Annotated in this window: 15 protein-coding genes and 1 riboswitch; all 15 genes read right to left on the bottom strand. The window is 42.1% G+C overall.

Features of this window, described 5'->3' with window-relative positions; genetic code table 11:
- Positions 1-9 precede the first annotated feature (9 nt).
- Positions 10-456, bottom strand: a complete 447-nt coding sequence (gene rplM / locus M1F55_RS01140) for a 50S ribosomal protein L13 (protein WP_001044624.1) — start codon at positions 454-456, stop codon at positions 10-12.
- A 214-nt stretch (positions 457-670) separates the two neighbouring features.
- The gene (locus M1F55_RS01135) at positions 671-1,870 is read right to left on the bottom strand and encodes an ABC transporter permease (protein ID WP_001245388.1); all 1,200 of its coding nucleotides are present in this window, start codon (positions 1,868-1,870) and stop codon (positions 671-673) included.
- Positions 1,867-2,760: an ABC transporter ATP-binding protein gene (locus tag M1F55_RS01130; RefSeq protein WP_004257211.1), complete on the bottom strand. Its 894-nt coding sequence runs from the start codon at positions 2,758-2,760 to the stop codon at positions 1,867-1,869. Before M1F55_RS01130 ends, M1F55_RS01135 begins: the two co-directional genes overlap by 4 nt.
- A gap of 235 nt (positions 2,761-2,995) precedes the next feature.
- Positions 2,996-5,401, bottom strand: coding sequence for a phenylalanine--tRNA ligase subunit beta (gene pheT / locus M1F55_RS01125; RefSeq protein ID WP_247947086.1), 2,406 nt, complete (start codon positions 5,399-5,401; stop codon positions 2,996-2,998).
- 76 nt (positions 5,402-5,477) lie between these two features.
- Positions 5,478-5,987, bottom strand: coding sequence for a GNAT family N-acetyltransferase (locus tag M1F55_RS01120; protein WP_045612288.1), 510 nt, complete (start codon positions 5,985-5,987; stop codon positions 5,478-5,480).
- Complete coding sequence (pheS, locus tag M1F55_RS01115) at positions 5,987-7,033, bottom strand: phenylalanine--tRNA ligase subunit alpha (RefSeq protein ID WP_031237702.1); 1,047 nt, start codon at positions 7,031-7,033, stop codon at positions 5,987-5,989. The genes M1F55_RS01120 and pheS overlap by 1 nt, the downstream gene beginning before the upstream one ends.
- Before the next feature lie 270 nt (positions 7,034-7,303).
- Positions 7,304-7,753, bottom strand: coding sequence for a GNAT family N-acetyltransferase (locus tag M1F55_RS01110; protein WP_161800306.1), 450 nt, complete (start codon positions 7,751-7,753; stop codon positions 7,304-7,306).
- Positions 7,731-8,177 (bottom strand): ParB N-terminal domain-containing protein, encoded by a 447-nt coding sequence (locus M1F55_RS01105; protein WP_049516154.1) that lies wholly within the window; start codon positions 8,175-8,177, stop codon positions 7,731-7,733. The genes M1F55_RS01110 and M1F55_RS01105 overlap by 23 nt, the downstream gene beginning before the upstream one ends.
- A 27-nt stretch (positions 8,178-8,204) precedes the next feature.
- Positions 8,205-8,855, bottom strand: a complete 651-nt coding sequence (locus M1F55_RS01100; protein WP_084950044.1) for a phosphatase PAP2 family protein — start codon at positions 8,853-8,855, stop codon at positions 8,205-8,207.
- Positions 8,845-9,408: an ECF transporter S component gene (locus tag M1F55_RS01095; protein ID WP_000185823.1), complete on the bottom strand. Its 564-nt coding sequence runs from the start codon at positions 9,406-9,408 to the stop codon at positions 8,845-8,847. Before M1F55_RS01095 ends, M1F55_RS01100 begins: the two co-directional genes overlap by 11 nt.
- Before the next feature lie 163 nt (positions 9,409-9,571).
- Positions 9,572-9,790: riboswitch (FMN riboswitch) on the bottom strand.
- Between the two features lie 53 nt (positions 9,791-9,843).
- Positions 9,844-10,347, bottom strand: coding sequence for a tRNA (cytidine(34)-2'-O)-methyltransferase (locus M1F55_RS01090; RefSeq protein WP_125454401.1), 504 nt, complete (start codon positions 10,345-10,347; stop codon positions 9,844-9,846).
- A gap of 192 nt (positions 10,348-10,539) precedes the next feature.
- Complete coding sequence (locus M1F55_RS01085; RefSeq protein ID WP_247947085.1) at positions 10,540-11,370, bottom strand: energy-coupling factor transporter transmembrane component T family protein; 831 nt, start codon at positions 11,368-11,370, stop codon at positions 10,540-10,542.
- Positions 11,355-13,037, bottom strand: coding sequence for an ABC transporter ATP-binding protein (locus M1F55_RS01080; RefSeq protein ID WP_247947084.1), 1,683 nt, complete (start codon positions 13,035-13,037; stop codon positions 11,355-11,357). The genes M1F55_RS01085 and M1F55_RS01080 overlap by 16 nt, the downstream gene beginning before the upstream one ends.
- Before the next feature lie 168 nt (positions 13,038-13,205).
- The gene (locus tag M1F55_RS01075) at positions 13,206-13,751 is read right to left on the bottom strand and encodes an ECF-type riboflavin transporter substrate-binding protein (RefSeq protein WP_033689391.1); all 546 of its coding nucleotides are present in this window, start codon (positions 13,749-13,751) and stop codon (positions 13,206-13,208) included.
- A 15-nt stretch (positions 13,752-13,766) separates the two neighbouring features.
- Positions 13,767-14,615, bottom strand: coding sequence for an SAM hydrolase/SAM-dependent halogenase family protein (locus tag M1F55_RS01070; protein WP_049501846.1), 849 nt, complete (start codon positions 14,613-14,615; stop codon positions 13,767-13,769).
- Between the last annotated feature and the right edge of the window lie 86 nt (positions 14,616-14,701).

Here is a 14,701-nt window from a genome sequence, read left to right as displayed (position 1 = left end):
TTCCTTTCCTTAGATAAGTCCTGAAATATCAAGAACTTCTGGTTGTTGTGCAGCGTGAGTGTGCTCAGCTCCAACAAATACTTTCAACTTCATACCTTGAGCGCGTCCAAGAGTATTGTGTGGAAGCATACCTTTAACTGATTTCTCGATCAAACGTACTGCATTTTTAGAACGAAGTTCACCTGCAGAGATTTGTTTCAATCCACCTGGGTGGTTTGAGTGAGTGTAGTAGATTTTATCAGTTGCTTTTTTACCAGTCAATTTAACTTTTTCAGCATTGATAACAATCACAAAGTCACCTGTATCAGTATGTGGTGTAAATGTTGGTTTGTTTTTTCCGCGAAGTACGCTAGCAACTACTGCAGAAAGACGTCCAAGTGGTACATCAGTTGCGTCAACTACGTACCATTTACGTTCAACTTGGCCTGGTTTAGCCATAAATGTTGTTTTGTTCATGATTTCTCCTATATATAGTTCGATTTTTGTTTACGGTGATGGGTGTTCCTTCCCATCGAAAAGTATTTGGAAGGTTCCGGGGCCTTTCAAATGGGGTAAACAATACCGCCTACTATAATACCAAATTTCACCCCTAAAAGTCAATAGATATGAAAAATATTTTTCTGAATTCCACTCTTTTTATCTCTAAAAACCTCGCTTTCGCGAGGCTCTTCTATTTATAAGATAAGGCACGTTTAAAGGTTTTCCAAGGTCCCAAATCATCTGTTTGCAGAACGAGACTAGCATACATACGTCCGATAAAGACTGTTGCAGTTACTGCAAAAGCAATCGTAATCGCAAGCGAAATCCAAGCTTCTAACCCATTTGCATAGCCATTAATGGCTCTAAATGGCATGAAGAAGGTCGAAATAAAGGGAATATATGAACCAATCTTCAAGATGAGATTGTCACCAGCTGCACCTAGAGCTGTCACTCCAAAAAAACCACCTATAATCAAAATCATCAAAGGCGACAAGGCTTTTCCTGAGTCCTCAGGACGAGAAACCATAGAACCTAGGAAGGCTGCTAAAACAACGTACATAAAGAGGCTAACCAAGACAAACAATAAGGTGTTGAGCGAGAAAGCCTCTCCTATATGGTTTAAAATACCAGATTGTGCCAAGATTGGTAGGTCTTTAAAGAGAAGAATGGCAGCAAGTCCACCCACGACGTAAATGCCAATATGGGTCAAAATCACAAGAAGCAGAGCCAGCATGCGAGCGTAGAAATAATAACTAGCTCGGATACTAGAGAAGACCACCTCCATGATTTTGGTTCCTTTCTCGCTAGCCACTTCCTGAGCAGTGACACTAGCATAGGTAATCAAAATCATATAAAGGAAGAAACCAAGCCCTGCGGCCGCAATGGTTTGAACAATTTTTTTGTTTTCCTTAGATTCATCAATCTTCTCAGTAAAATCAACGGTTTGACTCAGGCGTTTTTCCTGTTCTTGAGACAAATTAGCTGCCGAACGATTGAGTTGGTATTGCAGTTCATTTAGTCTATTGGTTACAGCTAGTTTGATGCCACTTTCAAGAGAGGTTTCACCATGATAGACGGCCTTGATGACGCTGTCCTCTTGGTCGACGGTTAGGTAACCCTTGATTTTCTCATCCTTGATAGCAGTTTGGGCACTGGCTTCATCCTTATAATCAAAGTTGATACCATTAGTACCCTTGAGCCCTTCTTCCACAGATGGCACTGTTGTTACTACTGCTATCTTGCTATTCTTGGCCATAGAAGACCCTTGGAGGTAGCCAATTCCTACAGATAAGGCTAAAAAGAGGAACGGCGAAATCACCATAAAGAAGAAACTCCACGACTTGATGTGTCGAAGATAGGTTTCCTTCATTACAACCCACATATTTCTCATACTTCCACCCCTGATTCTAGTTTAAAGATTTCATCAATTGTTGGCGCTTGCTGGTCAAAGGTTGCGATGTATTGCCCCTGAGTCAAGATTGGGAAGAGTTCCCTTCCAGCGCTCTCATCCTCTAAGATCAATTTCCAACTGCCTTGTTTGGTCAAACTCACCTGTTTGACATGAGGAAGATTTTCCAATTCTTCCTTACTTCGTTCACTTGAAACAAAGAGACGCGTTTTCCCGTATTGATTGCGGACATCCTGGACCGGCCCATGCAAGACCACACGGCCATCTCGAATCATGAGAATATCGTCACAAAGCTCCTCGACGTTGGTCATGACATGGTCAGAAAAGATAATGGTTGCTCCGCGCTCTTTTTCCTGAAAGATGACTTGCTTGAGCAATTCAGTATTGACTGGATCCAAGCCACTGAAAGGCTCATCCAAGATAATCAAGTCTGGCTCATGAATCAGAGTAATGATGAGCTGAATCTTCTGCTGATTTCCTTTTGACAGGCTCTTGATTTTATCTGTCAGCTTTCCTTTCACTTCCAACCTCTTCATCCATTGAGGGAGTTTTTCCTTGACTTCCTTGGCATCCATACCTTTTAGAGTCGCCAAGTAGCGAACTTGTTCAAGGACTGTCAATTTAGGCATGAGACTGCGTTCTTCAGGCAGATAGCCAATCCGAGTGTAGGTCTCTTGACGAATATCCTGACCATCTAGACTGATTTCTCCTTGGTATTCTAAAAACTTCAAAATACTGTGGAAAATCGTTGTCTTCCCAGCACCGTTTTTCCCGACTAATCCCAAAATACGACCTGGTCGTGCCTGAAAGTCAATACCAAACAAAACTTGCTTGGATCCAAAACTTTTCTCTAGACTTCTTACTTCTAGCATCTTTCACCTCCGAAATGTCTTGCACTCATTATACTCCTTTTTGATAGCCTTTACAATGATTTCTGTCCATTTTTATCATCCTCATTTTAGTAAAAAATCTTAGGGTACTTTGAGTTATGAGTACATTATACACTGGTAAACTCCAATTTATCTTCTCTGTTCCTTAACTGTCTATTTTTGATCCCGAATTGTTATTTGAAAAGCAAAAATCCACCCCGAAGGATGGATTGATAAGTTAACGCACTTCTGCATTGACTTTTTCTTCAAGCGATGCTTGGATTTTTTCCATGTAGCGTGCGACTTCTTCGTCCGTTAAGCTATCTTCTGGATTTTGGAAAGTCAAGCTATAAGCCATTGACTTCATACCAAATCCCAATTTTTCGCCTGAGAAGACGTCAAAGAGTTTGATATCTGTCAAACGTTTCACGCCGGTAGCTTGGATAGCGTCCACAACTTCTTGATGAGTCACTTCTGCCTTGAGGAGAAGGGCAACGTCACGGCTGACTGCTGGGAATTTCGTGATTTCCACAAATGGAGCAGCTGGTTGAAGGGCAGCTTCGATGGCTGAAAGGTTGAGCTCAGCTACATACGTTTCTGGAATATCGTAAGCCTTAGCAGTGACTGGATGCACTTGCCCAAGGAAACCAAGAACTTGGTCACCGAGTGAAATCACGGCTGTACGACCTGGGTGAAGGCTAGCGATTTCAGATGTTGCCGTATAGGTCACTTCTAGTCCCAAGCGAGTAAATAGGGCTTCAAGGATTCCTTTAGCATAGAAGAAATCAACTGGAACTGCTGCTGTTTGGAAATCTTTTTCAGCAACCAAGCCTGTCAAGGCAAAGGCAAAGCTATTAATCTCATTTGGAAGTTCTTCTTTTGGATTACCAGTTTGTTCAAAGACTTTTCCAATCTCATAAAGGGCCAAGTTTTTATTCTTACGAGCCACGTTATAGGCTACCGTATCAAGGATACCTGAGATCATATTTTGACGGAGGACTGAACGGTCTACAGTCATTGGCCACATGAGTTCCGTAAGGTTACTTGGTTGAGCTGTGAACTCAACAGCTTTTTCAGGAGTTGTCAGAGCGTAGGTAATGATTTCGGTCAAACCTGCTCCTTCAGCAATCGTACGAACTTGACGGCGAAGTTTTTGTGTTGCAGTCAATTCACCAGCTGTACCGTCATCTTTTGGAAGACTGGTTGGCAAGCGGTCATATCCATAGATACGAGCGATTTCTTCAAAGAGGTCTGCTTCGATGGTGATATCCCAACGACGACGTGGGACACTGACTGTAAATGATTCTGCATTTCCAGAAAGACCAAATCCAAGACGACGGAAGACATCTTCAACATCAGCGTATGAAAGATCTGTTCCAAGGACACGGTTGACGTCTGCAAGGGTAGAAGAAACTTCCACATCAGAAGTATCAAGCTCACCTGCTGAAACGATGCCATTACGCACCGTCGCACCAGCAAGTTCTGCAATCATGCTAGCCGCCGCATCAAGGGCTTCATTGACTGTTGCCACATTGATGCCTTTTTCAAAGCGAGAAGATGACTCAGAACGAAGATTCAAGCGACCGCTGGTCTTACGGATAGATTTGCCATTGAAAACAGCAGCTTCAAGGACAACACGACTAGACTTTTCAGAGATTTCTGTCGCTTGACCACCCATAACACCTGCAAGAGCTACTGGCTTGTCTGCGACAGTGATGACTAGGTCATTTGTTTCCAAGTCACGTTCTTCACCATCCAAGGTCACCAATTTTTCACCAGCACGCGCTTCACGCACACGGATGTCACTCCCTTCAAAGGTATCCAAGTCAAAAGCATGCATTGGTTGACCAAAGTAGAGCAGGATGTAGTTTGTCACGTCCACCACGTTGTTAATAGGACGGATACCTTCATTCATAAGAAGGTTTTGCAACCATTGTGGACTTGGTGCGATAGTAACATTGTCCAAGATACGAGCTGCATAGTAAGGCGCCTTGTCTGTCTCAATACCTACAGAAAGAGCATCTGCTGCAGCTTGGTCAGTTTCTGAAAGAGTAAATTCTTTAAAGTTGACTGCCTTATCATAGATGGTTGCCACTTCGTGAGCCACTCCACGCATAGAAAGGGCATCTGCACGGTTGGGTGTGATAGAAAGTTCGATGATTTCATCATCCAAGTCTAGATATGAGAAGACTTCATCCCCAGGAACGGCATTTTCTGGCAAGATTTGGATGCCATCTGCGAATTCCTTAGGTACAACTGAGTCAGAAATTCCCAATTCACCAAGTGAACAGATCATCCCAAGTGACTCTAAACCACGGATTTTTCCTTTTTTGATTTTGTAATTGTCAGCGATACGAGCTCCTGGAAGAGCCACCATAACCTTGATACCAGCACGCACATTCGGTGCACCACAGACGATTTGACGGGCTTCTTCTTCGCCAACGTTAACCTGACAAACATGGAGGTGAGTTTCTGGCACATCTTCGCAAGACAAGACCTCACCGACGACAATTTTTGAGAGACCAGCAGCAGGTGATTCGACACCTTCTACCTCGATCCCTGTAGTTGACATTTTTTCAGCCAACTCTTGTGATGGCACATCAATGTCCACCAATTCTTTTAACCATTTATAAGATACAAGCATAATTTAGTTTTCCAGAATGACAGTTGCCACTCTGGTTCTTTTCCTTTCCTATCATTTCAATAGAAGAATCCTCTTCTTACCTTAATTTCTTTTTCAGTAACCAATCTGTATCTACTTTTTGACCAACCATAAAATGATGTTGGCTAAATTTTTCAAAACCATATCGATTATAAAACGCTTGAGCTTTTGTATTATGCTCCCAAACACCTAGCCAAGCCCAGGAAAAACCATTTTTTTCGGCAAGTTCCAGAGCGAATTCAAACAGTTGCTTACCGAATCCAAATCCTTGGAATTTTTGTAGCACATAGAGGCGTTGAATTTCAAAAGCATCCTCTAATTCTCTCTCAGTCTGAGCACTTCCCCAGTTGACTTTGAGAAAACCAGCTATCTCCTCTTCATGCATAATGAAATAGGTTTCGGATTCTGGATTTTCCAACTCAGTTGACAAAACTCTCAGACTATAAGACTCTTCAAAGTATTCCTGTAACTGCTCTTCCGTATTATCATGAGCAAATGTTTCACTAAAGGTTTGTTTGGCAATTTTGGACAACACCCCAACATCTGCCTTTTCTACTTTTCTAATCATTATTTAAACTGTTCTGAGAAGCGGACATCTCCTTGGTAGAATCCACGGATATCGTTGATTCCGTAACGGAGCATAGCTACACGCTCTTGACCAAGACCAAAGGCAAATCCAGAGTAAACTGTCGCATCGATACCACTCATTTCAAGGACACGTGGGTGAACCATACCGGCCCCCATAATTTCGATCCAACCTGTTTTCTTACATACGTTACAGCCTTCTCCACCACACTTGAAGCAAGAAACATCCACCTCAACAGATGGCTCTGTGAATGGGAAGTAGGATGGACGCAGACGGATTTGACGCTCTTCACCGAACATTTTTTGGACAATCAACTGCAGGGTTCCTTGAAGATCTGCCATAGAAATGTTCTTCCCAACAACCAAGCCTTCGATTTGGTGGAACTGGTGACTGTGAGTCGCATCGTCCGTATCACGACGGAACACACGCCCTGGCGAGATCATCTTCAAAGGACCTTTAGAAAAATCATGGGCATCCATAGCACGCGCCTGAACTGGAGACGTGTGGGTACGGAGCAAGATTTCTTCAGTGATATAGAAAGTATCCTGCATATCGCGAGCTGGGTGGTCTTTGGGAAGGTTCATACGCTCAAAGTTATAGTAGTCTTGCTCCACTTCAAAACCATCCACGACTTGGTAACCCATACCGATGAAGATATCTTCGATTTCTTCACTGGTTTGTGTGAGGACGTGGCGGTGACCAGTCGCAACTGGACGACCTGGAAGGGTCACATCGATACTCTCACTTGCTAATTGAGCTGCAACTTTCTTTTCTTCCAAAAGCTTAGCAGTTTCTTCAAAAGCTGCTGTCAAGACATCACGCGCTTCATTGACATGTTTCCCGATAATCGGACGCATCTCAGCAGAGACATCTTTCATCCCTTTGAGGATTTCAGTGAGCGATCCCTTTTTACCAAGGACAGAGACACGCAAATCTTGCATCTCTTTTTTATTTTCAGCAGTAATCTGCTTCAAGCTAGCCAGCGTTTCTTCACGAAGCGCTTTTAATTGTTCTTCAATAGTTGACATAATTCCTCCATCAGTCGCTCGTAGATAAAAAGAAAACCACATGCCAAAAACTCCACTCGGAGCGTTGACACGCGGTACCATCCGTTTTCATCTGACAAGTCAGACCTTCATTTCTAAATCCATGCGCAAGTGAATTCACCCAGCTTTCATATAGAGAGCTTGCAGTCACGGCTCTCCTCCCTGTCATACTTCCCTTGAGTTACTAGTCTTGCGGATTTCTATTCAATTACTACTTAGTTTATCAGATTTTTAGTTAAAAAACAAGTTAGATTAGATTAATTTCAGTATAAAACTCGTTCCTTTTTCTGTTACTCCATCTTCCACAAATCCAAGCGACTTGAAACACCTCCTAGAAGTATGATTGTAGGTGTAGATTTCCTTGACTTTCAATTCTTTCCATCCTTTTACTCGAGCCAATTCAATCAAAGTACTTAGAATCTTTTTCCCAAGTCCTCGATGTTGGTAAGCGGGATTCCCAATCACAATGGGGAGATTATCCTGAGATAGAGTAACATCCCCAATTGGAAACCATTCTCCCTTGTCCTTGACTTCAATCCAAAAAAGCTCACCATGCTGATCCAAATAGGAATACATAGCTTCCAAGGTCGCTGGACTGTAAGGTCGCTTCACACCATCTACGAGGTAAACCAAGTTCACATCCTGATACCAAGCCAAAGCTTCCTCACAATGATTGACCTTATAATAAGGAACAAGACGCAGTGCATGATCTATTTGTAGGGTCTGTTTCATCTGCTTTCCTTTTCAATAAGAGAGTTGTTGCTTGATTAAAACCCTCACACCAGTTATACCATTTTGCTTCATACTCATCTTGAGGTAAGATATGATTTTTTAAATCCAGAACAGAGTAAATCTTTCTTTCCTCACAAGCTTGCGCATAGAGATGATATAGTTCATCACCGCCGTCTCTATCAAACTCAGCAGAAATCGTATCCCGACCTGCCAATAAAGCCTGATAAGCCCTGTGATGCCCATCTGTAATCAACAAGCAATTTCCAAATGCAAGAATAGCAATTGGATCAACATTGTTTAGTTCTACAGACTGATAAAGTGTCTGGATTCCTGCCAGTTTCTTTTCTGATAAGTATAGTTGAGTTGGATGAAGATCTTTTATGTTGACTTTCATTTCTTTCTCCTCAAGGGAATTTGATACTCACTTCTGTTTGCCTTTAAATCGCCATTGGAATCGGAGCTTGTCATAGAAGGGAAACTCGATAAACAGGACTCCCAAGCCCACACAGAGACTGGCAAGGACATCTGATGGATAGTGAACTCCCAGATAGACCCTTGATACCAGCACACTGACTAGGTAGAGACCAAGGACGATTTGCACGATTTTTCTCCAGACTGGATTTTTAATCCGTTGACTGAGAATGACAATCAGAGAACCGACCAGCAAGGTTACAGCCAGAGAATGGCCGCTTGGGAAGGAAAATCCCTTCTCCTCAACCAAGTGTAAAATAGCTGGTCGTGGGCGCTGGTAGATATTTTTAAAGGTCACGATTAAAAGACCAGCCAAAGCCAAATTCCCTAGCATGAAGAAACTTTCTATCTTCCACCGCTTACGATAAAAGATAAAGGCTACGATGACAACCCAAGTGATAATCACTGGGATATCAATCAGGCGTGTGATGGCTCGGAAAAGAATAGTCAAGTAATCTGGCAAGTCTCCTCGAACGGCAGTCTGTATCGGTTGGTCAAAACCGACCAGCGTTTCAGGGTAAAATTTGACCATGTAGCCAAGAATAACGAAAAGTAAAAGGGCAAAACTGCCCTTCATTAAAAATGTTTGTTTATCTCTCATAATGTTTTAAGGTTGGTTTCAAGAGAACATACAACAACCAGAATGAAACGGAAAAGATTACACCCTCAATCAAGTTAAAAGGTAATACCATGGTCATTAGGTAGTTGGAAAGTCCCAAAATTTTTCCAATATCAAAGTTAGCAAACTTAGCGTACAGAGGAACAGCGTAAACATAGTTGAGAACCAACATAGCCACGGTTAAACCAATAGTCCCAGCTAGAGAGCCTAGTAGGAAACGAAGGGTTGTCCGTTCCTTTTTCCAAATCAAAGCAAATACGATGACAAAAACTCCCAAAGCTACGATATTCATTGGCAAACCAATGTAAGTATTCACTCCCTGGCTGTTAAGAAGCAATTTCAAGAGTGAGCGAAGCAAGAGAATTCCTAGAGCAGCAGGCAAATCCATGACCACCAAGCCCACAAGGACTGGCAAGATACTAAATTCGATCTTGAGGAAGGACGCCGCTGGCAAAAGCGGAAAGTCAAAGTACATCAGCACAAATGAGATGGCTGATAAAATCGCAATGGTCGAAAGTCGACGTGTGTTTGTCATAACAGGTTCCTCCAATTTTCTATAAAATCAGAAGAAGTTAGAAAGGATTCCTCTATCTATTCTCACTTTTTATATCCCAAAAGTTCCCTCTCACTCTATTAAGGAAATTTAAGCAAGCGGTTACAGTTTAGCTATAAATCTATCAGAACAGACAAAGCTATTCTTTCGTCTTCTCCCATCCAGACTATACTGTCGGTTGTGGAATCTCACCACATCAGCTTACGCTCGCGGACTTATTTGGCTAAGATATTTTAGATTTATCTAGGCGTCGCAGTCGAAGATAATACTTAAAGTATATCGAGACAAGACAACGACGAGAAAGCTAAAATAGCTAGTCAAATTTACCGCCGGTCGGGAATCACACCCTGCCCTGAAGACTCTTTTATCATAACAAAAAACGCTTGCAAGCGCAAGCATTTTGTTCATTTTCATTTTTTATTTCAATTTATCCACTTCATAGGTATGAACAAGCTCAAGACCTGCAAAGTTCTGCTGGCGAAGAGCCTCGTAGACAATCATGCAGACGGTATTAGACACATTTAGACTGCGGACATGTTCATCATTCATGGGAATACGGAGAGCCTTCTCAGGATGTTCTCGCATAAAGTCCTCAGGTAAACCCTTGTCTTCACGTCCAAAGAGAAAATAATGGTCTTCTTTAGTCGATAAATCCACATCAGAATAGACTTTTTCCGCGAATTTAGAAATCAGATAGAGTTTGCCCTTCATCTGAGACATGAAATCCTCCAAACTCTCGTAAAAATAAATCTCTAGCTTATCCCAATAATCCAATCCAGCTCGCTTCATCTTGCGGTCGTCAATAGGAAAGCCCATTGGCTTGATGATGTGGAGGGGAGAATTGGTCGCAGCGCAAGTACGCGCGATATTGCCTGTATTTTGTGGAATTTGAGGCTCAAATAATACAATGTGATTTGTCATGACTTGCTTCCTTTCACCATTGCAAAAAAATAGCCACACTGCCCGGAGTCAAGCTCAGCAAACAGCGTGGTTAAGGCATCGTTAACTTACCTCACAACAGGTTTGAAGTAAATCAGCGAAACTACTTTCTTAGTATAACACTTTCAGAATCATTGTCAATAGAAACGACTTGATTTTTTCAATTTTTTCAAGCTATTTCCAAGGGTTGTAAAATCGTCCCTGATTCTGCAAGATAAGTAGTAAACTAGCTACTAAAAACAAGGCTGCCAAGAGCAAGGTAAGATAATCTCCTTTTTTCAAGGCCTGATAACTATACCAAGTGCGTTTTTTCTCTTTCCCAAAGCGCCGAAGCTCCATGGCGGTCGCGATGGTATCAATGCGTTCTAACGAGCTAAAAATCAAGGGCGTAATAATGCGCAGATTGCCTTTGATTCGTTGCATAAGAGAAGCTTTCTTGGATAATTCCATCCCACGCGCTTCCTGAGACATCTTGATAGTAAAGAATTCTTCCTGCAAATCTGGAATATAGCGCAAAGTCAGGCTGACTGAATAGGCAATCTTGTAAGGCACACCAATTTGATTTAAACTGGAAGCAAACTGACTAGGATGGGTTGTCATCAAAAAGATAATAGCCAGAGGAATAGTGCAAAGGTACTTAATGGCCAGATTTAGCAGATAAAAGAGCTCTTGGCTGGTCAGAGTGTAGGCACCGATTCCCTGCCAAATCACACTCCTCTCTCCGTAAAGTCCAACCCCATACTCGGGAGAAAAGAGATAGACCATCAAAACGTTTAAAACGGCAAATATCGTCGCAAAAACGGCTACAAAGGAAACATCTTTGAAACGGATTTCTGACAAATAGAGGAGAAAGACCGAAAAGATAGCAATCAGAACAAGCAGTCTGGTATCATAGCTAATCATGGCAGCCAATGATACGAGAATGAAAAAGAGGAGTTTCCCAGCCCCTGACAAGCGATGAATCACAGTATCTCTATGCTGGTAACCGATTAATTTAGCTTGCATCCTTCTCTCCTTTCTTTGTAAAATGCCGTTAAAGCAAGTGGATCCACGTCGAGTTTCTTGGCCAAGTTAAAGATTGAAGTTTCTTTTAGGTTGGCTTTTACTAACAACTCAGGATTACTCAAAAGACTAGCTGGATCAGTATCGGCAATCAATTCCCCATCCACCATGACAAGAGCTCGGTCTGAATAATCCAGCATCAATTGCATATCATGCGTAATCATGACAATGGTATGACCTTTTTGATGCAACTCTTCGAGAAATTCCATAATCTCAGTATAATTCTTCTGGTCTTGACCTGCTGTCGGTTCATCTAAGAGGATAATTTCAGCCCCCAAGACCAAAATCGAGGCAATAGTGACACGTTTTTTCTGACCAAATGACAGGGCAGAAATGGGCCAATTACGGAATTCATAGAGACCACAAATTCTCAAGGTTTCATATACTCTCGTTTCAATTTCCTGCTCGTCCACACCTCGCAAACGAAGTCCCAGAGCCACCTCATCAAAAATCATGTTGGTCGAAATCATTTGATTAGGATTTTGCAACACATAGCCTACTCGTTCCGCCCGTTCTGCAACAGAATCTCCTTTTATATCCTGCCCTTCCCAAAGATAGCGACCTTCAGTCTGAATAAAACTACTCAAAGCCTTGGCTAGAGTTGACTTCCCTGCTCCATTTTTCCCGACAATGGCAATCTTTTCACCCTTTTTAATATCTAAATGAATGGATTTTAAAATCGGTCTATCATCATAAGAAAACGACACGTCCTCTAGTCTAAAGAGTGACTGCAATTCTGGGGTTTCTTTTACCAGTTCCGTCCGCAACTGAACCTGACCTTTTGAGATAGACAAGTTATCTAGATCTGCTAATTGTTCTTCCTTGGCTAAATCCACACCCAATTGACGGAGAGTGGTTAGATAAAGGGGTTCTCGGATTCCATTTTGGGTCAATAAATCAGTCGCCAGTAACTGGTCAGGACTCCCATTAAAGAGAATACGACCATCATTGATCAAGACAATCCGATCTACAGGGCGATGCAGAACATCCTCCAAACGGTGCTCGATAATAAGAGTCGTCGTCCCCTCCTCCTTATGAATCTGATCAATCAATTCGATAATATCCTGACCTGACTTGGGATCCAGATTGGCGAGTGGCTCATCAAACAAAAGAATCGGACTCTCATCAATCAAGACACCAGCCAGACTGACTCGCTGCTTTTGTCCACCTGACAAATCCTGAGGACGCTGAGACAGTAAAGAAAGAAGGTCCAGCTTTTCAGCCCATTTATGAACACGGCTTTTCATCTCTTCTAAACTTGTTACATCATTTTCTAGAGCAAAAGCCAAATCTTCTGCCACGGACAACCCGATAAACTGCCCATCTGTATCCTGCAAAACCGTGCTAACCAGATGAGATTTATCATAGATACTCATATCAAAGGCTGCTTGCCCCTTAATCAAAAATTCTCCAGACGTCTGACCCTTGTAAATATTGGGAATAATCCCATTCAAACATTGACCCAAGGTCGACTTACCTGACCCAGATGGCCCAACAATTAAGACTTTCTCTCCCTTATAAATGGTCAAGTCCACTCCTTGCAAGGTTGGTTCTTGTTGCGTTTCATACTGGAAAGAGAAATCCTTCCACTCAATTATAGCTTCTTTCATCTTACTCTCTTCATTCGCTTCTTAGACTTCTATTTTATCATAAATCAAGCCCTTCTTGCAGTCTCTTCTCGTAAAATCTTAGCGTCAAAAAGAGTCCTATCATAGCTTGCTTGCCTAACTAATCAATAAACATCGAAAAAGACTGGTTGTCCAGCCTTTTCTCTTATGTTAATCCTTTTTCAAACTTCCTGAACGAGTCTGCGTACGTGAATAAGCTAGCAAGAGAAGGGTACCTGCGATAGCTACAGTTACAGCATTTGCAATTCCCGCAACAATCCCTTGGGCAAATACTTTTTCTGCCGCTTCTTGATAAATCACAACATCTCCAAGTGGTGCCAAGACACCCCAAACAAGAGCATTTGCAACAATCTGAATGAGGTTAAAGAAGACAATATCCTTCAACTCAAAAACACCCTGTGTTACTCGAATGTATTTTCTAAAGAGTCCGACGGCTAGACCAAAGAGACCACTAGCAATAATCCAAGTCCACCAAAGACCGTAACCAGCAAGAGAGTCCTTCACCGCATGCCCGATTAAACCAACAAGTAGACCAACTAGAGGGCCAAAAATGATAGATAAGAGGCTCTGTACCGCATACTGAAGCTGGATGCTTGTATTTGGAACAGGTGTCGGAATGCTGATCATCCCGATGACAACAAAGAGCGCAGCTCCAACACCGATAGCAACAACTTGTTTAATTGATTGATTTTTCATCTATATTCTCCTATTTTATAATTCTATTTTCTTTATTTCAATGGTCCAAGATGAACCGACACCCACATTATAGGCCTTGGCAAAGGAACCTTGGTTTATAGCCAGACCTAAACGATAGAGAGAGTTGATGTAAAGGATGGGTTGCCCAATTCTCACATCTGCAAATGATTTGCCATAAACAACCTGATTTTGATAAACCAACATATCTGCATGATAGATGGTCACTTCAAAACGGTCACCGAATTCTGGTTCCAGCTTATAAAATTCTTCTCGTGTGATAGAGGTCCAGAGCGAACCAAAACGCACATCCAGAATATCAATTGCTCCCTTCACCAGATGATCTTCTATGATGGTCTCTACGACTGGAAGCTCTACAATCTGATCCACACTGAGCTCTGGCCCCACTTCCTCAAAAGTAATGTGACCACTGGCTAGTTTAGCACCAGTATAGGCATAAACATCACGACCATGGAAAGTATAAGAATGCTCTGTATTTTGCCGTCTATTGGCCACTTCAGAAATCTCACGAATAGCTACAATGCCAACGTGTTTCTTGATAAAAGAAAGAGTCCCATTGTCTGGTGTGACAATGTATTGATTTTTTGCAGTCTTGGCAACTACACTCTTACGTTTCGAACCGACACCTGGATCGACAACCGATACAAAAGTCGTTCCCTCAGGCCAGTAATCCACCGTCTGAAAAAGGCGGTAGCTCCCCTCAAAAATATTATAAGGCGTGATATCGTGCGTCAAGTGATGGATTTTCAAGGTTGGAGATTCTTCTAAAGCCACTCCAATCATAGCCGATACCGCACCATCAACCAGACCAAAGTCTGATTGTAATACCAGTAAATTATTATTCATTTTATCTCCTTGTATATCCTTTATCATACCATATTTCATAGAAAGGTGCTAATAGCTATTTTAATTGCTTAGGGTATAGTTTTACC

It is taken from the genome of Streptococcus mitis (assembly GCF_023109235.1).
In the GTDB taxonomy this organism is placed as follows: Bacteria; Bacillota; Bacilli; order Lactobacillales; family Streptococcaceae; genus Streptococcus; species Streptococcus mitis_DA.
Note: the sequence above shows the minus strand (reverse complement) of the source record. Positions and strands in the feature narration are given on the sequence as shown.

Coding starts and splice junctions, on each gene's coding strand:
- M1F55_RS01090 (WP_125454401.1), bottom strand. CDS start 10,347: ATGACAAATCACATTGTATTATTTGAGCCTCAAATTCCACAAAATACA.
- M1F55_RS01080 (WP_247947084.1), bottom strand. CDS start 13,037: ATGAAAGAAGCTATAATTGAGTGGAAGGATTTCTCTTTCCAGTATGAA.
- M1F55_RS01130 (WP_004257211.1), bottom strand. CDS start 2,760: ATGCTAGAAGTAAGAAGTCTAGAGAAAAGTTTTGGATCCAAGCAAGTT.
- M1F55_RS01075 (WP_033689391.1), bottom strand. CDS start 13,751: ATGAAAAATCAATCAATTAAACAAGTTGTTGCTATCGGTGTTGGAGCT.
- M1F55_RS01135 (WP_001245388.1), bottom strand. CDS start 1,870: ATGAGAAATATGTGGGTTGTAATGAAGGAAACCTATCTTCGACACATC.
- M1F55_RS01105 (WP_049516154.1), bottom strand. CDS start 8,177: ATGAAAGTCAACATAAAAGATCTTCATCCAACTCAACTATACTTATCA.
- M1F55_RS01085 (WP_247947085.1), bottom strand. CDS start 11,370: ATGCAAGCTAAATTAATCGGTTACCAGCATAGAGATACTGTGATTCAT.
- pheS (WP_031237702.1), bottom strand. CDS start 7,033: ATGTCAACTATTGAAGAACAATTAAAAGCGCTTCGTGAAGAAACGCTG.
- pheT (WP_247947086.1), bottom strand. CDS start 5,401: ATGCTTGTATCTTATAAATGGTTAAAAGAATTGGTGGACATTGATGTG.
- M1F55_RS01095 (WP_000185823.1), bottom strand. CDS start 9,408: ATGACAAACACACGTCGACTTTCGACCATTGCGATTTTATCAGCCATC.
- rplM (WP_001044624.1), bottom strand. CDS start 456: ATGAACAAAACAACATTTATGGCTAAACCAGGCCAAGTTGAACGTAAA.
- M1F55_RS01070 (WP_049501846.1), bottom strand. CDS start 14,615: ATGAATAATAATTTACTGGTATTACAATCAGACTTTGGTCTGGTTGAT.
- M1F55_RS01100 (WP_084950044.1), bottom strand. CDS start 8,855: ATGAGAGATAAACAAACATTTTTAATGAAGGGCAGTTTTGCCCTTTTA.
- M1F55_RS01120 (WP_045612288.1), bottom strand. CDS start 5,987: ATGATTAGAAAAGTAGAAAAGGCAGATGTTGGGGTGTTGTCCAAAATT.